Source organism: Buchnera aphidicola (Nurudea yanoniella), from assembly GCA_039829995.1.
Taxonomy (GTDB): domain Bacteria; phylum Pseudomonadota; class Gammaproteobacteria; order Enterobacterales; family Enterobacteriaceae; genus Buchnera_B; species Buchnera_B aphidicola_AV.
Genome location: CP140036.1, coordinates 367,416 through 390,148, shown reverse-complemented (window position 1 = coordinate 390,148; position 22,733 = coordinate 367,416). Strand labels below are relative to the sequence as shown.

At 23.5% G+C, this 22,733-nt stretch carries 14 protein-coding genes and 1 pseudogene; 7 read left to right on the top strand and 8 right to left on the bottom strand.

Annotation, left to right across the window (positions count from 1 at the left end):
* Positions 1 to 124: 124 nt before the first annotated feature.
* Together pnp and U0T64_01720 are read left to right on the top strand one after the other, a co-directional pair.
* Positions 125 to 2,218, top strand: a complete 2,094-nt coding sequence (gene pnp / locus U0T64_01725; protein XBC41088.1) for a polyribonucleotide nucleotidyltransferase — start codon at positions 125 to 127, stop codon at positions 2,216 to 2,218.
* Positions 2,219 to 2,729: 511 nt separating this feature from the next.
* Positions 2,730 to 4,547, top strand: coding sequence for a DEAD/DEAH box helicase (locus U0T64_01720; GenBank protein ID XBC41087.1), 1,818 nt, complete (start codon positions 2,730 to 2,732; stop codon positions 4,545 to 4,547).
* A gap of 166 nt (positions 4,548 to 4,713) precedes the next feature.
* Here the strand turns inward: U0T64_01720 and U0T64_01715 are convergent, their stop codons facing one another.
* From U0T64_01715 to argF, 4 genes and pseudogenes are all read right to left on the bottom strand, one after another.
* Complete coding sequence (locus tag U0T64_01715) at positions 4,714 to 5,103, bottom strand: Rid family detoxifying hydrolase (protein XBC41086.1); 390 nt, start codon at positions 5,101 to 5,103, stop codon at positions 4,714 to 4,716.
* 89 nt (positions 5,104 to 5,192) lie between these two features.
* Positions 5,193 to 5,660, bottom strand: a complete 468-nt coding sequence (pyrI, locus tag U0T64_01710) for an aspartate carbamoyltransferase regulatory subunit (protein XBC41085.1) — start codon at positions 5,658 to 5,660, stop codon at positions 5,193 to 5,195.
* A pseudogene (gene pyrB, locus U0T64_01705) lies at positions 5,644 to 6,587 on the bottom strand (aspartate carbamoyltransferase). Before pyrB ends, pyrI begins: the two are co-directional and overlap by 17 nt.
* Before the next feature lie 120 nt (positions 6,588 to 6,707).
* The gene (gene argF, locus U0T64_01700; protein ID XBC41084.1) at positions 6,708 to 7,730 is read right to left on the bottom strand and encodes an ornithine carbamoyltransferase; all 1,023 of its coding nucleotides are present in this window, start codon (positions 7,728 to 7,730) and stop codon (positions 6,708 to 6,710) included.
* A 374-nt stretch (positions 7,731 to 8,104) separates the two neighbouring features.
* Between argF and U0T64_01695 the strand changes: the two genes are divergently transcribed.
* From U0T64_01695 to U0T64_01685, 3 genes are all read left to right on the top strand, one after another.
* On the top strand, positions 8,105 to 9,607 hold the full coding sequence (locus tag U0T64_01695) for a leucyl aminopeptidase (protein XBC41083.1): 1,503 nt from the start codon (positions 8,105 to 8,107) through the stop codon (positions 9,605 to 9,607).
* Between the two features lie 75 nt (positions 9,608 to 9,682).
* Entirely contained in the window at positions 9,683 to 12,538 is a 2,856-nt protein-coding gene (locus U0T64_01690) for a valine--tRNA ligase (protein ID XBC41082.1), read from the top strand.
* Positions 12,539 to 12,599: 61 nt separating this feature from the next.
* Positions 12,600 to 13,541 carry a rhodanese-related sulfurtransferase gene (locus U0T64_01685; GenBank protein ID XBC41081.1) on the top strand — a complete coding sequence of 314 codons (942 nt, stop codon included), beginning with the start codon at positions 12,600 to 12,602 and terminating at the stop codon, positions 13,539 to 13,541.
* 169 nt (positions 13,542 to 13,710) lie between these two features.
* On the opposite strand, the gene U0T64_01680 is transcribed toward U0T64_01685, so the two are convergent.
* Positions 13,711 to 15,600 (bottom strand): ATP-binding cassette domain-containing protein, encoded by a 1,890-nt coding sequence (locus U0T64_01680; GenBank protein ID XBC41080.1) that lies wholly within the window; start codon positions 15,598 to 15,600, stop codon positions 13,711 to 13,713.
* Positions 15,601 to 16,916: 1,316 nt separating this feature from the next.
* On the opposite strand from U0T64_01680, the gene pncB reads away from it, so the two are divergent.
* A complete protein-coding gene (gene pncB / locus U0T64_01675) occupies positions 16,917 to 18,104 on the top strand; it encodes a nicotinate phosphoribosyltransferase (protein ID XBC41079.1) in 1,188 nt (395 codons plus the stop codon).
* A 45-nt stretch (positions 18,105 to 18,149) separates the two neighbouring features.
* Positions 18,150 to 19,550, top strand: a complete 1,401-nt coding sequence (asnS, locus tag U0T64_01670) for an asparagine--tRNA ligase (GenBank protein XBC41078.1) — start codon at positions 18,150 to 18,152, stop codon at positions 19,548 to 19,550.
* A gap of 564 nt (positions 19,551 to 20,114) precedes the next feature.
* Here the strand turns inward: asnS and U0T64_01665 are convergent.
* The 3 genes from U0T64_01665 to ptsG form a co-directional block, all read right to left on the bottom strand.
* A complete protein-coding gene (locus U0T64_01665) occupies positions 20,115 to 20,480 on the bottom strand; it encodes a hypothetical protein (protein XBC41077.1) in 366 nt (121 codons plus the stop codon).
* Positions 20,481 to 20,728: 248 nt separating this feature from the next.
* Entirely contained in the window at positions 20,729 to 21,070 is a 342-nt protein-coding gene (locus tag U0T64_01660) for a histidine triad nucleotide-binding protein (GenBank protein XBC41076.1), read from the bottom strand.
* Between the two features lie 115 nt (positions 21,071 to 21,185).
* Positions 21,186 to 22,619: a PTS glucose transporter subunit IIBC gene (gene ptsG, locus U0T64_01655; GenBank protein ID XBC41075.1), complete on the bottom strand. Its 1,434-nt coding sequence runs from the start codon at positions 22,617 to 22,619 to the stop codon at positions 21,186 to 21,188.
* Positions 22,620 to 22,733: the final 114 nt, after the last annotated feature.

The following is a 22,733-nucleotide window of genomic DNA, read 5'->3' as shown; positions in this document are numbered from 1 at the left end:
GTTATTATTAAAAATATTTCGCATATTGATAAATTTTTTATATTTTTATTGAGAATAAAGAAATTTAAAAATTTTAATTTATATTTTATAAAAATATTAATTGTAATATATTAAGGACATTATTTTGTTAAACCCTATTGTACGTAAATTTCAATATGGTCAGCATACTGTTACATTGGAAACAGGTATAATGGCAAGACAAGCCAATGCAGCTGTAATGGCTAGTATAGATGATACTTCGGTATTTGTAACTGTGGTTGGCCAAAAAAAAGTATTATTGGATCAAAAATTTTTTCCATTAACGGTAAATTATCAAGAAAGAACTTATGCTGCTGGGCGCATCCCTGGTGGTTTTTTCCGTCGTGAAGGTAGGCCGAGTGAAAATGAAATATTAATTGCGCGTTTAATTGATCGTCCTATTCGACCATTATTTCCTAAAAGATTTTTTGACGAAGTACAGATAATTGCTACAGTAGTATCATTAAATCCAAAAATAAATCCTGATATAGTTGCGATGATTGGTGCATCTGCTGCACTCAGTATATCTGGATTACCTTTTTACGGACCTATTGGAGCTGCTAGAGTTGGCTATATAAACAAAAAATATGTATTAAATCCAGATGTTGATCAGATTCAATCTAGTGAATTAGATTTAATAATATCTAGTACTAAAAAATCAATTTTAATGGTTGAAGCTCAAGCTAATATTTTACCTGAAGATAAAATAATAGAAGCTATTGTATTTGGACATAAGCAACAACAAATAGTTATTCAAAATATTAATAATTTAATTAGTGATATAAATATTTCTGAATGGGAAACAAGTATATGTCCTATAAATGAAGATTTAAAATTACGTATTATTGATCTTTCTAAAGATTGTATAAACGATGCGTATCATATTTTAGATAGACAGAAAAGATTAAAAATATTAGACAAAATTCAAGTTGATATTAAAGAAACTCTCATTAATGAAAATTTTATGGTAGATGACGTAGAAGTACAATCGTTATTTCAAGATATTGAAAAAGATATTGTTCGTAATCGTATTCTAAATAATGAATTAAGAATTGATGGAAGAAAAAAAGAAATGATTCGCGAATTAGATATTCGCATAGGAATGTTGCCCAGAGTACATGGTTCTGCATTATTTACCAGAGGAGAAACGCAATCTTTAGTATCAGTAACATTAGGTACATCCCGTGATGCTCAAAACGTTGATGAGTTATTAGGAGATAGAACAGATAATTTTTTATTTCATTACAATTTTCCTCCATATTCAGTAGGTGAAATAGGTGTTGTAGGTTCTCCAAGGCGTCGTGAAATAGGTCATGGAAAATTAGCAAAACGTAGTATATTAGCAGTTATGCCAAAATTAGAAAAATTTCCTTATACAATACGAATAGTTTCTGAAATTACTGAATCTAATGGTTCTTCTTCTATGGCATCGGTATGTGGCGCTTCTTTAGCTTTGATGGATGCAGGAGTGCCAATATCTTCAGCAGTAGCAGGTATAGCAATGGGATTAATAAAAGAATCAGATAAATTTGTAATATTATCGGACATTTTAGGTGATGAAGACCGATTTGGAGATATGGATTTTAAAGTAGCTGGAAGTCAGAATGGTATTACTTCTTTGCAAATGGATATGAAAATCGAAGGTATCACTAAAAAAATTATTAAGTTAGCACTTTATCAAGCAAAGCAATCTAGATTGCATATTTTAAAAGTTATGACAAAATTTTTGCCATTTCCGAGAAAAGATATTTCTGAGTTTGCTCCTAGAATTCATACAATTCAAATAAATCCTGAAAAAATAAAAGATGTCATAGGTAAAGGTGGATCAGTAATTCGTATGTTAACAGAAGAAACCGGTACTACTATTGAAATTGAAGATAATGGAATTATAAAAATTTCTGCTATGATAAAAGAAAAAGCCAAAAATGCCATTCGTAGAATTAAAGAAATTACAACAGAGATTAAAGTAGGAAAGATTTATAGTGGTACAGTAACGCGTATTGTTGATTTTGGAGCATTTGTATCTATTGGAATAGGAAAAGAAGGATTAGTTCATATTTCTCAAATTTCTAGTAAACGTATAGAAAAAATAACTGATCATCTTCATTTAGATCAAAAAGTATTTGTGAAAGTATTAGAAATAGATAGACAAGGAAGACTTCGATTAAGTATTAAAGAAAATAAAAAATTTTTATATTGAAATAATATTTCAATATTTATTTAAAAATAATATATTTTAAAACATTTATTAAAGTCATTTTTATATATGAAAAGACTTTTTCATATACAGAATTCAAAAATTAGTATTATTGTATAATAATGTTTATATCTTTATTATAAAATATGCAAAAATTATATAAATTTTTATTAAAAATCATATTTTTAACATAAATAATTAATATTTAGAATTGGATTTTAAAACTTTTTAATTTTCAACTAAGTAATATAGATTTAAATACAAAACACATTTAAACATTCAATAAAATTCATATCTTATTTTATATGTATCGATTTGCATTTGAAAATATATTTTTAAATATTTTATTTAAAATGCAAAGAAAATAATTTTATTATTAAACTCTTATAGAGTATGAGTGTTTTTTCAAATTATCTATTTTGAGCCGGTTAACATTGTCCAATGAAAATAAAAAATATTTTTATTATAAGTTATGTAAACTGGCCGCTGTTACTTAAGAGGCATATGTATTTACATGATTTACACTTGTAAAAAAACGTTTTCTCATTTAGGTTTAAATTCATTTATTATAAAGGCGTTAAATGAAATAGGATATATAGAACCCTCTCCTATTCAATTTGCATGCATCCCACATCTTTTATCAGGAAGAGATGTATTAGGAATGGCACAAACAGGAAGTGGAAAAACCGCGGCTTTTGCATTACCTTTATTAAATAATGTTAAATTACATTTAAAAATTCCTCAGATTTTAGTTTTGACACCTACTCGCGAATTAGCAGTTCAAGTAGCTGAAGCTTTTTCTTATTTTTCCAAACATTTAATTGGAATACGTGTTTTAGCATTATATGGTGGTCAAAAATATGATGTACAGTTAAAAGTTTTGCGTAAAGGCCCTCAAATTATAGTTGGTACGCCAGGTCGTTTGCTTGATCATTTAAAAAGAGGAACTCTTAACTTATCTAATTTAATGTGTTTAGTGTTAGATGAAGCTGACGAAATGTTAAGAATGGGATTTATAGAAGATGTAGAAAATATTATGTCAAAAATTCCAACTAATTATCAGACAGCTTTATTTTCAGCTACTATGCCTGACGCTATCAGAAGAATTTCGAAGAGATTTATGAAAAATCCTAAAGAAATTAGAATTCAATCTAATACTATTACGCGTCCTGATATTCAGCAAAGTTTTTGGATAGTGTTTTGTAAAAAAACTGATGCATTAGTTCGTTTTTTAGAATCGGAAGATTTTTCTGCAACAATTATATTTGTAAGAACTAAAAATGCAACATTAGAAGTATCTGAAATTTTAGGAAAACATGGTTATAATAGTGCCGCATTAAACGGAGATATGAATCAATCTCTTAGAGAACAAACATTAGAAAAATTAAAAGATGGAAGATTAGATATATTAATTGCTACTGATGTTGCTGCTAGAGGATTAGATGTTGATCGTATTAGTTTAGTGATTAATTATGATATTCCTATGGATGTAGAATCGTATGTACATCGTATTGGTCGTACAGGTCGAGCAGGTAGAAAAGGAAAAGCATTGTTATTCGTAGAAAATCGCGAACGGCGTTTGTTAAGAAATATTGAACGTATAATGAAAATAAGTATGACAGAAGTAAAATTACCTAAAATTGAACTCTTAGGTCAACGTAGATTAGAAAAGTTTGCAAAAAAGGTACAATTTCAGTTAAATAGTAATAATTTAGATCAATATCGAAAATTGTTGCCTAAGTTAAAGCCAACGGAAAAATTAGACATAGAATTATTAGCCGCTGCACTATTAAAAATGGCGCAAGGAGAACGACCTCTCATTATAAATCCTGATGATAATGTAACACGTTTATCTCGTAATACGAATGTGTATACGCATCATATTCACAGATATAATGAAAATAAAAAACGTTTTCAATTTCGTAAAGGAAATAAAGATAATAACATGGATTTATATCGCATTGAAGTAGGTAAAAATGATGGGGTAGAAGTACGTCATATTGTTGGAGCTATTGCTAACGAGGGAAATATTAATAGTAAAAATATTGGAAGTGTTAAATTATTTCCAACATATTCTATTATTGAGTTAACAAAGGGATTGTCTAAAGTTTTATTGCGATTATTTTCTAATACTAAAATATTGAATAAATTAATTAATATAAGAATTTTGTGTAATACAGAGATTTCAAAAAATTATCAGTACAATAATCAAAAAAAATATCATAGTAATGAGTTTTTACATTCAAAAAAAATAATTAATCGAAAAAAATTTACGAAAGATGTTTATAAAGAAAATAAAAACATTGGTTCTTTTCGGCGAAAAATTATTTAATCGTAAAAAATTTTATTAAGATTAAGGTTTTTTAAATATTTTTAAACAATCATTTTGATTTAAAGTAGTTTTAGAAAATTTGCAATTTTTATATTTCTAATAATTTTGATTATAAGGCAAAGGAATAAATATTCTTTGCCTTGTTGAATGATATTTTTTAATTATTTTATTTTTTATAAGCAATCGCTTCAATTTCAATCAAAGAATTTTTTGGTAATTTAGATATTTCTATACAAGATCTTGTTGGAAAACGAGTAGAATATTTTAAAAAAAATTTTTCATATATTTCATTTATGATTTTTAAATTTTTTAAGTCAGTTATAAATAACGTGGTTTTTATAATATTTGCAATATTTGCATCATATTTTTTAAGTATATTTTTAATGTTTTTTAATATATCTCTAGTTTGAAAATCAATATTGTTTATTTCATTTTTTGAATCAATAGAATTTGAAATTTGCCCTGATATAAAAATTAAATTTTCTATGTGTATTGCTGTTGAATAAGGCCCGATAGGTTTTGGTAATATATCATTACTAATTTTTTCAATGTTCATAGTTTATTGATTCCTGATGTACTATTAGTAGTATTAATTTTATATTTTATATTTAAAAACACTTAGAAATATAGTTTATAAAACGTATTTTATTTATGCTGATTCATTAAAACAATATTTTTTTTAAATTCTTTTTCGCAATATTTACATACTAAGTACATATCATTATCTTTTTTAAATTTAAAACTTGATGAAATTTCTATGTCGTTACTAACACAATTACTATTTGGGCATATTAAAACTTTCTCTATAAAATGAGGAACAGTTGGAAAAATTTTTCCAATTAGTTTATAGTTTTTAATATGATTGACTGTAGCACATGGAGCATAAATGGATAGTTGATTTATTTGATTTTCAGAAAGAAAAATGTTTTCTATTTTTATAAGATCTTTTTTAATTAGTTTTTTTGAAGGTAAATTTAATCCTATAGTAATACGTTGTTCTGTTTCTGTAAATTTAAACAGCGTTAACAATTTAAAACCTATTCGAGCAGGAATATGATCAATAACACTTCCAAACTTGATAGCTTCTACTTTTAATTTATTTATTAGATTCATATATGTTTTTTTTTAGTATAAGTGCTAATAGTGCTTGACGTGTATATACTCCATTTTTTGCTTGTTGAAAATACCAGGCATGTGATGTTTTGTCTATATCTTTTGAAATTTCATTAATTCTAGGTAATGGATGTAAAATTTTTAAGTTCTTTTTGGCATATTTCAAATCAATAGTATTTAAAATGCATTGTGCTTTCATATTTATATATTCAGTGGATTCGAAACGTTCTTTTTGAATACGTGTCATATATAATATATCTATTTCTGAAATTATTTCTTTTATATTTTTGTATTTATTCCAAATTATTTTCTTTTTATATAACATAGTACTAATATATTTAGGAATGGTTAATGTATCAGGAGAAATAAAAAAAAAGCAATTATTTTTAAATTTTGATAAGGCTTGTGTTAAAGAATGTACCGTTCTTCCATATTTTAAATCCCCGACAATTCCTATTTTTAAATTATTCAATTTTTTTTGTGTTTCTTGAATTGTAAATAAATCTAATAATGTTTGAGTAGGGTGTTGATTAGCACCATCTCCAGCGTTTATTATAGGAACTTTATCAGAAAACTCAGATGCTAAACGTGCAGCTCCTTCTTTTGGATGGCGAATGATAATTAAATCAACATATGTGCTAATAACTGATATTGTATCTGATAAACTTTCTCCTTTTTTTCCAAAAGAAATATTACTTCCATCAGAAAATCCAATGGTTGATGCTCCTAATCTAAGTATAGCTGTTTCAAAAGATAATCGTGTTCGAGTAGAAGCTTCAAAAAAACAGATAGCGATTATTTTGTTTTTTAATAATTTTGGATAGTTTTTTTTTTAAAAATATTGGCAGTTTTTAAAATTAATTCTAATTCATTTTTAGTTAAATCGTTAATAGATATAATATTTTTTAAATACAAATTTTTATTAATTTCCATTGTGTTACCTTGTTATAAATTAACATAATGTGATTTATTTTTTTTGAAATATTTTAAATATATTTCAAAATTTTAATTATTTAATATCAATTTATAATTAATAATCATAAATTCCTAGTGTTTAATAGTAAAATTTTTTATCAAACTAGTTACCATTAATGCTTTAATTGTATGTAGTCTATTTTCAGATTGTGTAAAAATTGTATTTGAATATAATTCAAATATTTCATTTGTAATTTCTATTCCATTATGTAAATTATATTCTTGAATTATTTCTTTTCCTACAATTGTATTTTTATCATGAAACGCAGGTAAGCAATGTAAAACTTGTACTTTTGTATTTTTTGTTAAATCTATCATTTTAGAGTTTATTTGATATTTTTTAAGAAGTTTAATACGATTATGCCATTTTTCCTTTGGTTCTCCCATAGAAATCCATACATCAGTGTAAATAAAATCAGCATATTTTACTCCTTTCTTTATGTTTTCTGTGCAAATTATATCTCCTCCATTTTTGTTTGCTCTTGATTTGCATTGTAAAAAAAAATTTAATTTAGGCCAAAATTTACTAGGAGATACTAAGCGCAAGTTAAATCCTAATAGTGCTGCTGCTTCTAATAAAGTATTTCCTATGTTATTTTTAGTATCTCCAACGTAAACAAAATTAATATTGGATAATGATTTAGAAGGAGATAGTTCTTTAACAGTTAATAAATCTGCTAGTATTTGAGTAGGATGAAATTTTTTTGTTAGTCCGTTCCATATCGGTATATTGGAATGTTTTTTTAATATTTCAATTATTTTATGATCATGTCCTCGATATTGAATTCCGCTATAAAGACGACTTAATACTCTTGCAGTATCTTGAATGGATTCTTTATATTTTAAATGAGTAGTACCTGGACCTAAATATGTAATGTTTGCTCCTTGATCGAATGCTGCTACTTCAAAAGAACATCTTGTTCTTGTTGATTCTTTTTCGAAGATTAAAACTATTTTTTTGTCATTTAAATAACGTATTTCTTTTTTTCTCTTTTTCGAATTTTTTAAAAAACTAGCCACTTTAATGATGTATTTTATTTCATCACTGTCGAAATCAAATAATCTAAGACAACTTTTTTTATATAATGTATTCATTATTTTCCTAAACAAGAAATGATTTTTTTATGTATATTTAAATGTTACAATAATTAGAGAATATAAATAGCTTGGAAAAATTTTTTAAATATAACAATGATATTATTATATATATTAGAATATTCGTTTCTTCAAAATAAGAATAAAATTCTAATAAATCTAATAAAAATGTGATATAAATATTTTTATATTTTATAATATGTTTTAGAACAATAAAATTACTTTAATAATGATATTTAAACTTAATTGAATCCTAACATACTTGAAATTTAATTAAAATTAAAATTTATTTAAAGTATTGATATTTTTTGCTTTATGTTTGAAGAAATATTATTAAAATTTTATATTTATATAAATCAAATTTTAGGAAAAGTATGAAGTATAATATAAATTGCATAAAAATAAACAAAAATAATTCTAATTGTCTAATTTTCGGAATTTTTGAAGATTTAAAAGTTTTTGGATCTCTCAAATATTTAAATAAAACATCTAATGGATATATTGATAAAGTTATTCAGAATCAAGAAATGAGAGGAAGGAGTGAACAATTTTTATGTTTATATGATATTCCTAATATTATTTCAAAAAGAATTATATTAATTGGATGTGGAAAAAAAGAGTTATTTGACATAAATCAGTACAAAAAAATTCTTAAAACAAGCTTAAAAATTGTTCAAAAGATGTCTATTATTAATATTGATTATTTTATTTCTGAATTTGACATAGAGAAAGTAAATATATATTGGAAAATTAGACATTCGATTTCATTAATTCAAGAATTTACATATCATTTTAAGAAGTTTAAATCTAAAAAATTGGATTTTTATTCTGTATTGGATAGCATATATTTTAATACACGTTTACAAGACGATATATTACCAGGGAAAATAGCTATTAAACATGGATTAGCTATTTCGAAAGGAATAAAATATTCCAAAGATTTATCAAACACCCCACCTAATATTTGCAATCCTTCATATCTTGCTTTCAAATCTAAACAATTGTCTTCAAAATATCCAAATATTATGAGTGCAAGTATTATTAATCATAATGATATGAAGAATTTAAAAATGAATGCATATTTATCAGTTGGAGCTGGTTCTAAAAATAAGCCGATTATGTCTGTCATTAAATATAAAGGAAATAAAAGTTGTTCTTCAAAAAATATCGTTTTTATAGGAAAAGGTGTAACTTTTGATTCTGGAGGAATTTCGTTAAAGCCTTCTAATAACATGGACGAAATGAAATATGATATGTCGGGAGCAGCGGTTGTTTTCGGGTTAATGGTTTTTATATCTGAGTTAAAATTACCTATAAATGTTATAGGAATATTAGCAGGATGTGAAAATATGCCCAGTGGAGCATCTTTTAGACCCGGCGATATATTAACTACAATGTCTGGGAAAACAGTAGAAGTATTAAATACAGATGCTGAAGGAAGATTAATTATTTGCGATGTATTAACTTATGTGAAAAAGTTTAATCCTGATATAGTGATTGATATAGCTACTTTAACTGGAGCTTGCATAGTAGCATTAGGAAATGATGTCACTGGATTAATGTCTAATGATACTGAATTAGCCGAAGATATAAACACAGCAAGTATTCAAACAGACGATAAAGTTTGGATATTACCTTTATTTAAAGAGTATTATCGCAGTTTAGAATCAAATATAGCTGATATGAATAATACTGGAGGAAAATATGCTGGTGCTATTACTGCAGCTTGTTTTTTATCTAAGTTTTCTAAAAAATATAAATGGGCTCATTTAGATATTGCTGGAACTGCATGGACTTCGGGTAAAAGAAAATTTTCAACAGGTCGCCCTATGTCTTTATTAGCTCAATTTATTTTAAATAAGTTAGAAAATAAATAGTATATTTATATAAGTATGTATTTTTTTATATCTTTGAATTATTATTAACTATAATATTTTATTATTATTAAAAACATGAAAAAAATTTTTGATCCTGTAAAAATTGAAAAGAAAATATATGATTTTTGGGAAAAGAATAATTATTTTAAACCTAATTTAAAAGATAAAAACTCAAATTTTTGTATAATACTTCCTCCTCCAAATATTACTGGTGATTTACATATAGGACATGCATTTCAATATACGATTATGGATATTTTAATAAGATATAATCGTATGAGAGGAAAGAATACTTTATGGCAAGTAGGTACTGATCATGCTGGTATAGCTACGCAAATTATTCTTGAAAAAAAAATATTTCTAAAAGAGAATAAAACTCTTCAAGAATATGGTAAAGAAAACTTTATAAAAAAAGCATGGAAGTGGAAAGAACGATCTGTAAAAAAAATAACTAATCAAATGCGTCGATTAGGAATGTCTGTGGATTGGTCTAAAGAGAGGTTTACTTTAGATTCAGAAATATCCTATGCAGTTAAAGAAGCTTTTATAATTTTATATAATCAAAAATTAATATATAAAAGAAAAAAATTAGTTAATTGGGATCCTATTTTAAAAACAGTCGTTTCAGATTTAGAAGTTAAAAATCATGATTCTCTTTCTAATATGTGGTACATAAAATATTTCTTAAAAAACGAAAGTATTAGTTTATCAAATAAGAACAAAAAGAAAGAGTATTTAATAGTAGCAACTACGCGTCCTGAAACTTTATTTGGAGATACAGCAATTGCTGTTCATCCAGAAGATGTTAGATATAAAAAATTTATAGGAAGAAAAGTTTTTGTTCCTTTAATTAATAGAGTGATTCCAATTATTGGAGATAGTTTCGTTAAAATAAAAAAAGGAACAGGATGTGTAAAGATTACTCCTGCCCATGATTTTAATGATTTCGAAGTAGGGTTACGACATAATCTTCCCATGATTAATATATTTACTGATAATGGGAATATTTCTCATATTGCCAAAGAATACAATACATCTGGAAAACCTTCTTTTATTTATTCTGAAAAAATTCCTCTTAGATTTCATAATATGAATCGGTTTATAGCTCGGAAAAAGATTATTGATGAATTAAGTGAAAGTCAACAATTGGTGAAGACAGAAACAAAAAATGTAACTATTTCATATGGGGACCGCAGTAATTCAATTATTGAACCTTTTTTAACTGATCAATGGTATTTAAATATTTCGTTTCTAGCAGAAAAAGCATTGATGTCTGTAAAAAATGGATTTATAAAATTTGTTCCTAAAAAATATGAAAATATTTATTTTTCTTGGATGAATAGTATAAAAGATTGGTGTATTTCTCGACAATTATGGTGGGGACATCAAATTCCTATTTGGTATGATAAGGAAAACAATATATATGTGGGACATAATGAAGATGAAATTAGAAAAATATATCAATTGTCTAATAATCTGTTATTAAAGCAAGATAAAAATGTTTTAGATACATGGTTTTCTTCCGGTTTATGGATATTTTCTTCATTAGGATGGCCGAAAAATACTAAGGTTTTAAAAAATTTTTATCCGACTGATGTTGTTGTTAGCGGTTTTGACATAATTTTTTTTTGGATTTCTCGAATGATTATGCTTAGTATGCATTTTATGAAAGATTCTAATGGTCAGTCCCAGATTCCTTTTAAAACGGTCTATATTACAGGATTAATTTGTGATGAATATGGAAAAAAAATGTCTAAATCACAAGGAAATGTATTAGATCCCTTAGATATGATTGATGGAATTACATTAGAAAAATTGATTGAAAAAAGAACCAACAATATGTTACAACCTTTTTTAAAAGATAAAATTTTAAAGACAACTAAGAATATGTTTCCCAACGGAATTAATGCAACTGGTACTGATGCATTAAGATTTACTTGCTCGTCGTTATCTAGCCCGACAAGATATATTAATTGGAATATTAATCGTCTTCATGGCTATCGTAATTTTTGCAATAAATTATGGAATGCAAGTCGATTTGTATTATTAAATATTGATAAACAATTAATAATGAAATTTGAACAAAAAAATTTATCCATAGCTGATAAATGGATCGTTTTGAAATTAAATAATACAATAAAAAAATATACAAACGCTTTAGATACATATCGATTTGATGTAGCGTCAAATATATTATATGAATTCGTGTGGAAGATATTTTGTGATTTTTATATAGAATTAGTTAAACCTTTTATTATTTCGTGTTTTCCATCAGAATTAATTGGAACTACATATACTATGCTACATGTTTTAGAAACAATATTATGTTTAGCGCATCCCATTATTCCATTCATTACTGAAGAAATTTGGCAAAAGATTCGAATTGTTTTAAATGTAAAAGATGTTAACACGATTATGTTGCATTCATTTCCAAAGTATCAAAAAACTTTAAAAAATGAAAATTTAATAAGCGATATGCGTTGGATAAAAATTATTTTGTTAATAACGCGTCAACATAGATGTGATACTAAATTGTCTTATAAAACATTGATATCTATATATTTCAAAAATATCGATTCAAAAACGCAACATAGAATAAAAAAATACGATACGTATTTAAAAAAAGTTTTATATATCAAAGATATATTTATATTTTTTAAGGATGATAAGGAATTTTCTTTTTTAACATATTCAGTTGATGGAGTAGAGTTATTAATTCCTATATTAAAAAATTTTTTTAAAGAAATAGAAAGAAACAAAATTCATAAAAAAATTTTACAAATTAGTTCTAAAATAAGTCGATTAGAGAAAAAATTATTAAATATGAATTTTTTGAAATATGCTCCTTTCGAAGTTGTTAATAATACAAAAGATTATTTAGCTAAATGTAAGTTGATTCAGAAACAATTACTTTTAAAAAAAGAGACATGATATTAGCGTTTATTGAATTTTAAAATTTTTAAACTGATAAATATTGGAGAAATTTTGTATTATGATTGTTTTGCATAATTTAATTTCTAATAAAGAATTAAAAGATAAAATGTTGTTTGATAAAGTTTCTAGAATAACAATATCTTTTTATAAATATTTTTTTATTCACGATCCAAAAAAAATTAGAGATGATTGGTATGTAAGATTGAGAAAGTTCAATGTTTTGGGAAGAATATATATAGCTCAAGAAGGAATTAATGCGCAAATTAGTGTTCCTATTGATTTTTATCAAGATGTAAAAAAATTTATCTGTTCTTATTCTGATTCTTTGCGCGATTTATTTATCAATAAATCATTAGATAATAAAAAATCATTTTGGGTATTGCGAATGAAAGTAAAAGATACTATATTATCTGACCACTTATGCAAAAATTCTTATGATTTAAAATATATTGGAAGATATTTAGATGCTATTGATGTTAATATGATGTTAACAGAAAAAGATGTAATTTTTTTAGATATACGAAATCACTATGAATATAAAATTGGAAGATTTGAAAAAGCAGTGAACGTTCCAGTGAATACTTTTAAGGAACAGCTGCAAGAGGTTGTTAAATTATTAGCAGATGAGAAAGACAAAAAAATTGTACTATATTGTACCGGAGGAATAAGATGTGAAAAAGCATCATCCTGGATGATATATAATAATTTTAAAAATGTGTATCAAATCAGAGGGGGGATTATTGGTTATGTTAATAACGCTCAAAAAAATCACCTTCCTATATTTTTCAAAGGAAAAAATTTTGTTTTCGATGCACGAATGAGTGAAAAAGTTTCAGATGATATTTTATCAAAATGTTCGCAATGCGATGAATATTGTGACTCATATAAAAATTGTTATAATAATTCCTGTCATAAATTGTTTATCCAATGCATGAAATGTTCTGAAATATTTAAAAATTGTTGTTCAGAACATTGTATTTTTTTAAATAATTTGAAATAAAAAATATTTTTGATAATTTTAAATTCATATGTATTTGTACAAAAAAGTTAAATTATTTATCTTTTAATAATAAAATCTTATGCGAATATTTTTAAAACAATGTTTACTATAAAAAATTTTTAAAAATCTTGTATAATTTAAATGTATTTATATAGAAAGTTACATAACTCTATATATGCAATTTGTTAACATGTAATTCTAGATATTCCCATCTTAATAAATATTTTTTGAGTTTTTTTTCAAGAATTTTTAATGTGTTTAATGTTTCTTTTTTTTGAAGTGATAATTTTAAGAAAAATTCTGAAGAGTTTATATTACACTGTAATTCAGAAATATGGTTTTCTATTTTTTCTATTTTTTTTAATATATTTTTTAGTTCTTTTTTCAAAGTATTATTGTTTATTTTTTTTTGATTGATTTCTCTATTTTTTTTAAAAAATGCTTTTGTATTGTTTAATGTTATTTTAGAGTTTGTTAATTCTTTTGTATTATGAAAGTTTAAATATTTTTTAATATTTCCATTTTTTTCGAAATTCCAATATTTGTTAGCTACATTTTTTATAAATGTTTCATCATGACTAATTAACAATACTATTCCTTTATATTTTTTTAATGAATATTCTAAATTTTCAAGTGATTCTAGATCTAAATCATTAGTGGGTTCGTCTAATATTAATACATTACTTTTTTTTAAAAATAATTTAGCTAATAATAATTTGTTTAGTTCTCCTCCTGACAGTTCTTCCGCTTTTAATTTAAGCTTTTCTCTAGGAAATAAAAACTTTTCTAAATATTTAGATTTATGATATTTCTTTTCATTAATTAGTATTTCTTCCTTTGCATGAGATAAATTGTTTAATACGGTATCTTTTAAATTTATATTGGTTCTTTCTTGATCAAAATAAGAAATTTTAACGTTTGTATTAGAATAAATATTTCCATTATTTGGAACTAGTGTTCCTACTATTAATTTTAACAGTGTACTTTTTCCACTTCCATTAGTTCCAAGAAGTGCAATTTTCTCGCCTTTTTTAATAGTATCAGAGAAATTATGAATTAAGTTTATTCCATTTATACTAAAACATATATTTTTTAACTTAAAAAAAATATCTCCTTTATAATTATCTTGGTTAATTAAGATTTCTATTTTTTTTTCAAAACTTACATTAGATTTTTTTATATTTACCATTTTTTTGAGTTCTTTTATTCGACTTTCGCTCTTAGTAGATCTTGCTTTTACTCCACTATTAGCCCAGGATATTTCTTTTCTTATTTTTTTATCGAATTTAATTTTTTTTCTTTCAGAAATACATATATTGTTATATTGATTTTGTAAAAAAGAATCATAATTTCCTGTCCATGAAATTAAATTTCCACAATGTAAGTTAATGATTTTTGTAGATACTTTGTTTATGAAAGATCGATTATGAGATACAAATAACATGCTTTTTAAGGATTTGATCAAAAATTCTTCTAACCAATTAATTGTAGTAATATCTAAATAGTTGGTAGGTTCGTCTAATAATATTAGGTCGAATTTTCCAACTAATATTTTTCCTAATTCTACTTTTCTTAAGCAACCTCTAGAAAGAAGAGAAATTTTATCATTTTTATTTAAATTGAGATTGTTTATAATTTCATCAATTTTTTCTTTTTTTTTCCATAATTTTTTTGCATTAATTACGTTTTTTAAGTTTTCTTTTATTTTATCGGTATATGACAATGTCTGAAAATTTTTGTTTTCTAAAAAATTAAAATAATTTTTTAAATATTTTGATTCTTCTTCAAAACCCTCACAAATGAATTCGAAAATAGATTGATTGTTATGATAAATTGCATTTTGTTTTAAATATTTTATTTTTATATTTTTTTTATATATGATAGATCCGGAATCTAATGATTCTTCTCTTGCAATTATATTAAGAAAAGTAGATTTTCCTGTTCCGTTTTTTCCTATTAAACAAATTCTATCTTTTTCATTTATGTGAAAATTTACTTTATTTAATAATTTAACATTATTAAATATAATATTAGCATTTTGTACGTGAATTAGAGCCATAAATACCTCTTTAAATTTTTTTAAATTTTAAACAATAGATATATTTTTTATAAATATTACAAAAATTTAGATTTTTTAAACATTTATAGTAATTATTATTCTTTATTTAAGCTAGTAGTATTTTTATAAAATTAATTTTAAATAATTAATTTCTATAAAATTCATTTTTACAATTAATTTTTTATCGAGAAACTTTTTGATAGGATTAGTCTACTTTAAATGTAAAATGATTACATCATAAATTTTCTGTAGTAATGTTATAAATTTTTACTTTTTTATAGATTAAAAAAATAATATAATTTTAATAATTTTTAAAATACAGTTTTTAAAAAATAATGAATTGATATCTTTTGTATTAATAATTAATAACTTCATTTTTTGAATCTTCTCTAAAAATTTTAACAATATTAGTTTTTTAATTGTGACAAATTTATAGTGAGATTTATAATTTTTAAAATTACATCTGTGTTTTTTCTAGTAAAGAGAAATTTGATGTAATATTTGTATTTATTTTTTTAAAATATTACAATTAATTAAATTATTAAAAAATTTTTTTATTAATTTATATATAGATAATAATATGAAATTTTACTGGAAATAAAGGTATGTGTTGTATAAAAATTTTTTAATAGTTGTATTTTTATATTTTTTATATTAACTCCTATAGTGTGTTTTAAAATAGTTTTTTATATTGTAAATAATTGAGTTTTTAATTAATTTTTCGAAATTATTCGATTTATTAGCATATTAGTATAAATTACATTAAATTAATGGAAAATTTTATTTTTATTTTTAATCAATAAATTAATAGTTTCTATGATTATGAATCATAGCCCATTTATAAAAAATTATTAATAAATATTGTATTTTTATTTTAACAGGAAAGTTTTGAATTGAAAATATTTTCGAAATTTAATAGATTCAATATTATATTTTTATATGAATATTTATTAAAATTTACTTTTTTAAATATATTAGTAACTTTCAATAATTTAATATTAATAAATGCGTTTTTCTGGTTAAACGATAGTAATATATTATTAAAGAAATTGCATAATATATATTTATTTTTAAAAATATATTTAAAAAAAATACATGTAATGAATAATATTAAAAATTATTTCTATATTAACATTTTAAAATATTAAACAACTATATTAACATGATATTTAAATTGAAATTTATATATAAATCAAAAATTTAAAATCAAAAATTCATTTGAATACAATTAAATTAACATATATATGTTATTATTCGAATGTTTTATAAAAAGATTTTATACTGTTTTTTTACAAAAATATATATAAAAGTATAATATGAAAAAATATAATTATCCAATATTAAAAACTATTTTAGATACTGATGCATACAAATTTCATATGCAACAGGCTATTTTTTATAATTATCCTAATGTTATTGTATCTGCAAAATTTTTATGTCGAGGAAAAAATATTTTTGGAAAGTATTCTAATATACTAAAAAAACAAGTTGAAATGATGGCTTCTAATTTATATCTTACAAATGATGAATTTATATATATGTCGTCTTTTTCTTTCTTTCAAAAAAAATATTTATTGTGGTTAAAAAATTTTCGATATGATGTTTCACAGGTACATATATTCAATAATGGTGGTAAATTATGTATTCAAATTTATGGATTGTGGGAAGAAGTTATATTATGGGAAGTTCCTTTATTATCGTTAATAAGTGAAATTGTGCATAATACTGAATCTCCTCATGTTACATCAACTATAGCTTTGAATTATTTAAAAAAGAAAATTTTTAATTTTTACAAAAAAACGAAAAATATAAATTTATCTAATTTAAAAATAATAGATTTCGGAACAAGAAGAAGATTTTCGTATAATATTCATTTTTCTATAATTAAATTTTTAAAAAAAAATTTTCCATGGTTAATTGGATCGAGCAATTATCACATTTCTAGACTTTTAAACATAAATCCCGTAGGGACTCAATCTCATGAATGGTTTCAAGCACATCAGCAAATAAGTCCTATTTTAAAAAATAGTCAAAAAATGGCTTTAAAAATATGGGTAAAACAGTATGGGAAACACTTAGGAATTGCTCTTACAGATTGTATTTCTATGGATGCTTTTCTAAAAGATTTTAATTTTGATTTAGCGAATTATTATCAAGGATTACGACATGATTCGGGAGATCCATTTAAATGGGGAAAGAAAGCAATTTTTCATTATAGGTCTTTAGGAATTGATCCTCTTAAAAAAATATTATTGTTCTCTGATAATTTAACTTTTAATAAAATAGCAAAACTATTTTATTTTTTTAATAATCAAATAAATACAATTTTTGGAATAGGAACGAAATTAACATGTGATATTCCAGGTGTAAATCCATTAAACATTGTAATTAAATTAATAGAATGTAATGGAAAACCAGTAGCTAAAATTTCAGATAGTCCAGGAAAAATAGTTTGTTTTGATAAAATGTTTATGAAAAATTTAAAGACAGCTTTTAATTTGTAACTATAATTCTAGTTTTTATTAATAATCTATTGGGAGAACATAATTATGAATACATCTTCTATATTTGATATATGTAAAAATAAAGTGAAAGTAAATAAATATGTTTGTATAAAAGGTTGGGTAAAAAATAAAAGAAATTCTAAATCCGGAATTACTTTTATTGATATATATGATGGATCTTGCTTACATACTTTACAAGTTTTAGTATATTGTTCTTTATCTAATTATTATGAAGAAGTTGAAAAATTAACGACAGGTTGCTCAATAGTTGTTTATGGTACATTAATACGATCTTTTAAAAATGAACAATTATATGAGCTTCAAACAAAAAAGTTAAAAGTAATTGGATGGGTTAAAAATCCATCTAAATATCCTATTTCTTCAAAAAAACATACGTTTGAATATTTGAGAAAATATTCTCATTTACGACCGAGAACTAATTTTATTGGAGCTATATCTAGAATTCGAAATTGTTTATTTCAAGCGTTACATCAATTTTTTTATCAGAAAGGGTACTATTGGGTATCAGTTCCTATTATTACGGGATTAAATTCAGAAGGTGGTGGCGAAATGTTCAAGGTATCTACTTTAAATTTTTCAAATATCCCTATAAATAATTCTTTAAAAACAGATTTTAAAAAAGATTTTTTTGGAAAAGAAAGTTTTTTAAGTGTTTCTGGACAATTGAATTTAGAAGCATATGCATGCGCTTTATCCAAGGTTTATTCTTTTGGACCTACATTTAGAGCAGAAAACTCCAACACTACTAGACATCTTTCTGAATTTTGGATGTTAGAAGCAGAAACAGCTTTTTTTAAATTAGATGATTTAATGAATTTTTCTGAAAGTATGTTAAAAAATGTAGTTAATGTTGTATTAGAAAAATGCTCGACTGATATTGAATTTTTGCAAAAAATATTAGATACTGACATTTTTTTACGACTTAAACAGTTTTTAGATAAAAAATTTTTTAGAATAGAGTATATAGAAGCTATAAATATTCTAAAAAAATCTGGTGCATTTCCTATTAATTCAATATTTGCAGAAATGAGTTTATCATCTGAACATGAAAAGTATCTTATAGAAAAACATTTTAACTTTCCTACTATAATTATCAATTATCCTAAATCTCTTAAAGCTTTTTATATGAAATTAAATAAAGATAATAAAACTGTTGCAGCAATAGATTTATTAGTTCCTAGTATTGGAGAAATTTTAGGTGGTTCTGAAAGAGAAGAAAAGTTAGATGTTTTAGATAAAAGAATTTCTGAGTGTGGATTAAATAAAAAAAGTTATTGGTGGTATAGAGATCTTAGAAAATATGGAACGGTTCCTCATTCTGGATTTGGATTAGGTTTTGAACGTTTTTTATCTTATATTACAGGAGTCAAAAATATTAGAGATGTATCTCCTTTTCCTCGAACTGCAAATAATTTCGATGTGTAATAAAATCTATAAAATTAGATGTAATTATATTTATTTTCGAAAATTGTGTAAGTTTTAGGTTGCATTGAACTTTTTAATATGGTATATAATGTTTTTATGTTATTAAAGTTACCTGTATTACTTAATTAAAATAGTTTTTAAAATTTTAAAATTATAAATTTTGATATTAGTAATGATATAATGTAATAAAAAATAAATATTTATATCTTTTTAAAAAATCAATAATTTTAAAAATTAAAACTTTGCTGTATTGTATTTTAAGTTAATATTGTGCAATTTTTATTGCAATTATGTTAAAACATTTTTTAATATAATTATATTATTTTTTTTTTATTTAACGAAATTTTTATATATTCTATAATATTAAAAAATATTATTGTTTAAGATTTTTATCTTGACAAATTAAATATTTTCAGAAGAATGTATTTAAATTCGGTTAAAAATTCAAAAAGTTACAGTATAAGTTTAAGTTTTAATTTTTTTAAACCTTTGTATATTAATAATCTCTATAATTTCAAATTTATATAAATTTAAAACATCTTCTGATAATATTCAACAAATTTTTTAGTTTTTTAGAATTTCTATTAATGTTTCGAAGTCTAGAAAAATTTCTTTAGAAGAAACTAAAATTATTTGTGATTTAAAATATAAGATTTTATTTTTTTTGTATAAAATATTATACATTAAATAATTTGCATGGGATTTTTTAGCTAATAATAATGCTTTATTTCTATTAATAAGTACATCTTTCACAGAAATTTTGAAACATTTCTTAACTTTTTCAATTGTTTGTTTTGTAATTATATTAAAAAAAATAATGTCTGTTTTAAAAAAATTAAGTATAACATTTTGTATTTTATCTGTTTCGATGTGATAATGAGTATCATTTTCTATATCATTAATTAATAAGAAATTGTCTCGAAATGGCATATTAATATTTTTTATTTCGCTATATAAGTTATTTTTAAAGTTCTTTTCAAAATTTGATATATTTATAAATATTTTTTTAATTGAAAAAAATTTTTTACTTTCTAGAATAATATTTTTATATGATATTATATTACAACCCATTAGTATTAATATACATATTAATATATATAGAATTTTTATTTTCAAATCCCTATAATGATTCTATTTTATTAAAAAATTTAAAGATTTTTATTTATGGCATTTAAAAATTATATTTTTCCTAGTTTTTTCCCTCCTAATAAATGTAAATGTAAATGAAAAATTTCTTGACCACCGTGTTCGTTGCAGTTCATAATTAATCGATATCCTTTTTTATCGATATTAAATTTTTTAGCTAGTTTAATTGCTACATATAACATGTCTCCTAATATACCTTTATTTTCTTTAGTAATTTCGTTAGAAGATCTAATAAATTTATTTGAAACAACTAATATGTGAACAGGTGCTTTCGGATTAATATCTTTAAAAGCAGTTATATTTTTATCTTGATAAAGTATTTCTGAAGATATTTTTCTTTTTATTATGTTTTTAAATATTTCTGAATTTTCCATAATGATATTTTTTTAAATTATAATTATTGAACAATGTATTATAAAATTTCTTAAAATTTATTTAAACTATTCTAAAAATAAAATGATTAATTTTTGCAGAATGACACTGTATAAATTAATGATTAGATATGTAATTATCAATTTCTGTTTTTATATTATCTGATTTAGTACCAAACACAATTTGTACTCCTAATCCTGATACAATTACTCCAGCAGCGCCTAAATTTTTTAGTTTTTTTATATTTACTTTAGACGTATTCATAACTGTAATACGCAATCTTGTAATACATGCATCTAAAGAAGTAATATTATTTTTTCCTCCTAATGCTAAAATTAATAATGGTATCATTTCTTTTGTATTTTGGAACAATAATATTCTATTAAAATGTTCTCGGCCTGGTGTTTTTAAATTTAATTTTTTTATAGTTATATAAAAAATACTATAGTAAATACAGCCATATAATATTCCTACTATAGGAAATAACCAAAAATTATTGCTATTTCCGCTGAGTACTATAAAATCAATTAAACCATGGGAAAAACTAGTTCCTGATTTCATATCTAATAGAATACAAATAGGAAAAGCTAAACCAGCTAAAATAGAATGAATCACATATAATATTGGAGCTACTAATATAAAAGAAAATTCAATAGGTTCAGTAATTCCAGTCAAAAAAGCAGTAAGTGCGCCGGAAATCATTATTCCTCCTATTTTTGCTCTATTTTCTTTATAAGAACAATGCCATATTGCTAATGCTGCAAAAGGTAGACCATACATTTTAAATATAAAACCTCCAGATAACTTTCCCGCTGTAGAATCACCTGCCATATATCTAGCAATATCTCCATGAAATGTTTGTCCTATGATATTTGTATATTCTCCTATTTGCATTTGAAATGGCACATTCCAAATGTGGTGTAATCCAAATGGAACTAAAGCTCGTTCGACCATTCCATATATTCCAAAAGCAAGTGTAGGATTTTGATATGCAGCCCATTCTGAAAAACATTTTATTATATTTCCTATAGGTGGCCATATAAACGATAAAATAAAACCTATCAAAATTGCTAATAAACCGGATACAATAGGAACAAATCGTTTTCCAGAAAAAAAACCTAAATATTCTGGGAGTTGAATTTTATGAAATTTATTAAATATATACGCAGCAATAGAGCCAGCTATAATTCCTCCTAATATTCCAGTATCTAATAAATGTTTTTTATTTATTTCCAAAACTGGAATATTTAAAAGAAATGAACTCATAATGGAAAATGTTTGTATCATAATACTATAAGATAGTACTGCTGCTAGTGCAGATACTCCATCATTTTTAGTAAATCCTAGAGCTATTCCAATAGAAAAAATTAAAGGCATATTGGAAAATACTGTTCCTCCTGCTTCAGCTATAATTTTTGAGATAATATGAGGAACATAATTAAATTGTGCAGATCCAATACCTAGCAATATTCCTGCGATAGGAAGTACAGATACTGGGAGCATTAATGATTTTCCTATTTTTTGCAAATTTGCAAATATATTTTCAAACATGTTTTAAATATCCTATTGCATTTTTCATGCAATTTATTAAGTAAATTATTTTTATATAAATAATTATGTTTGTATGAAAATAAAAATCGAATAATGGAAATTTATTATAAGAAT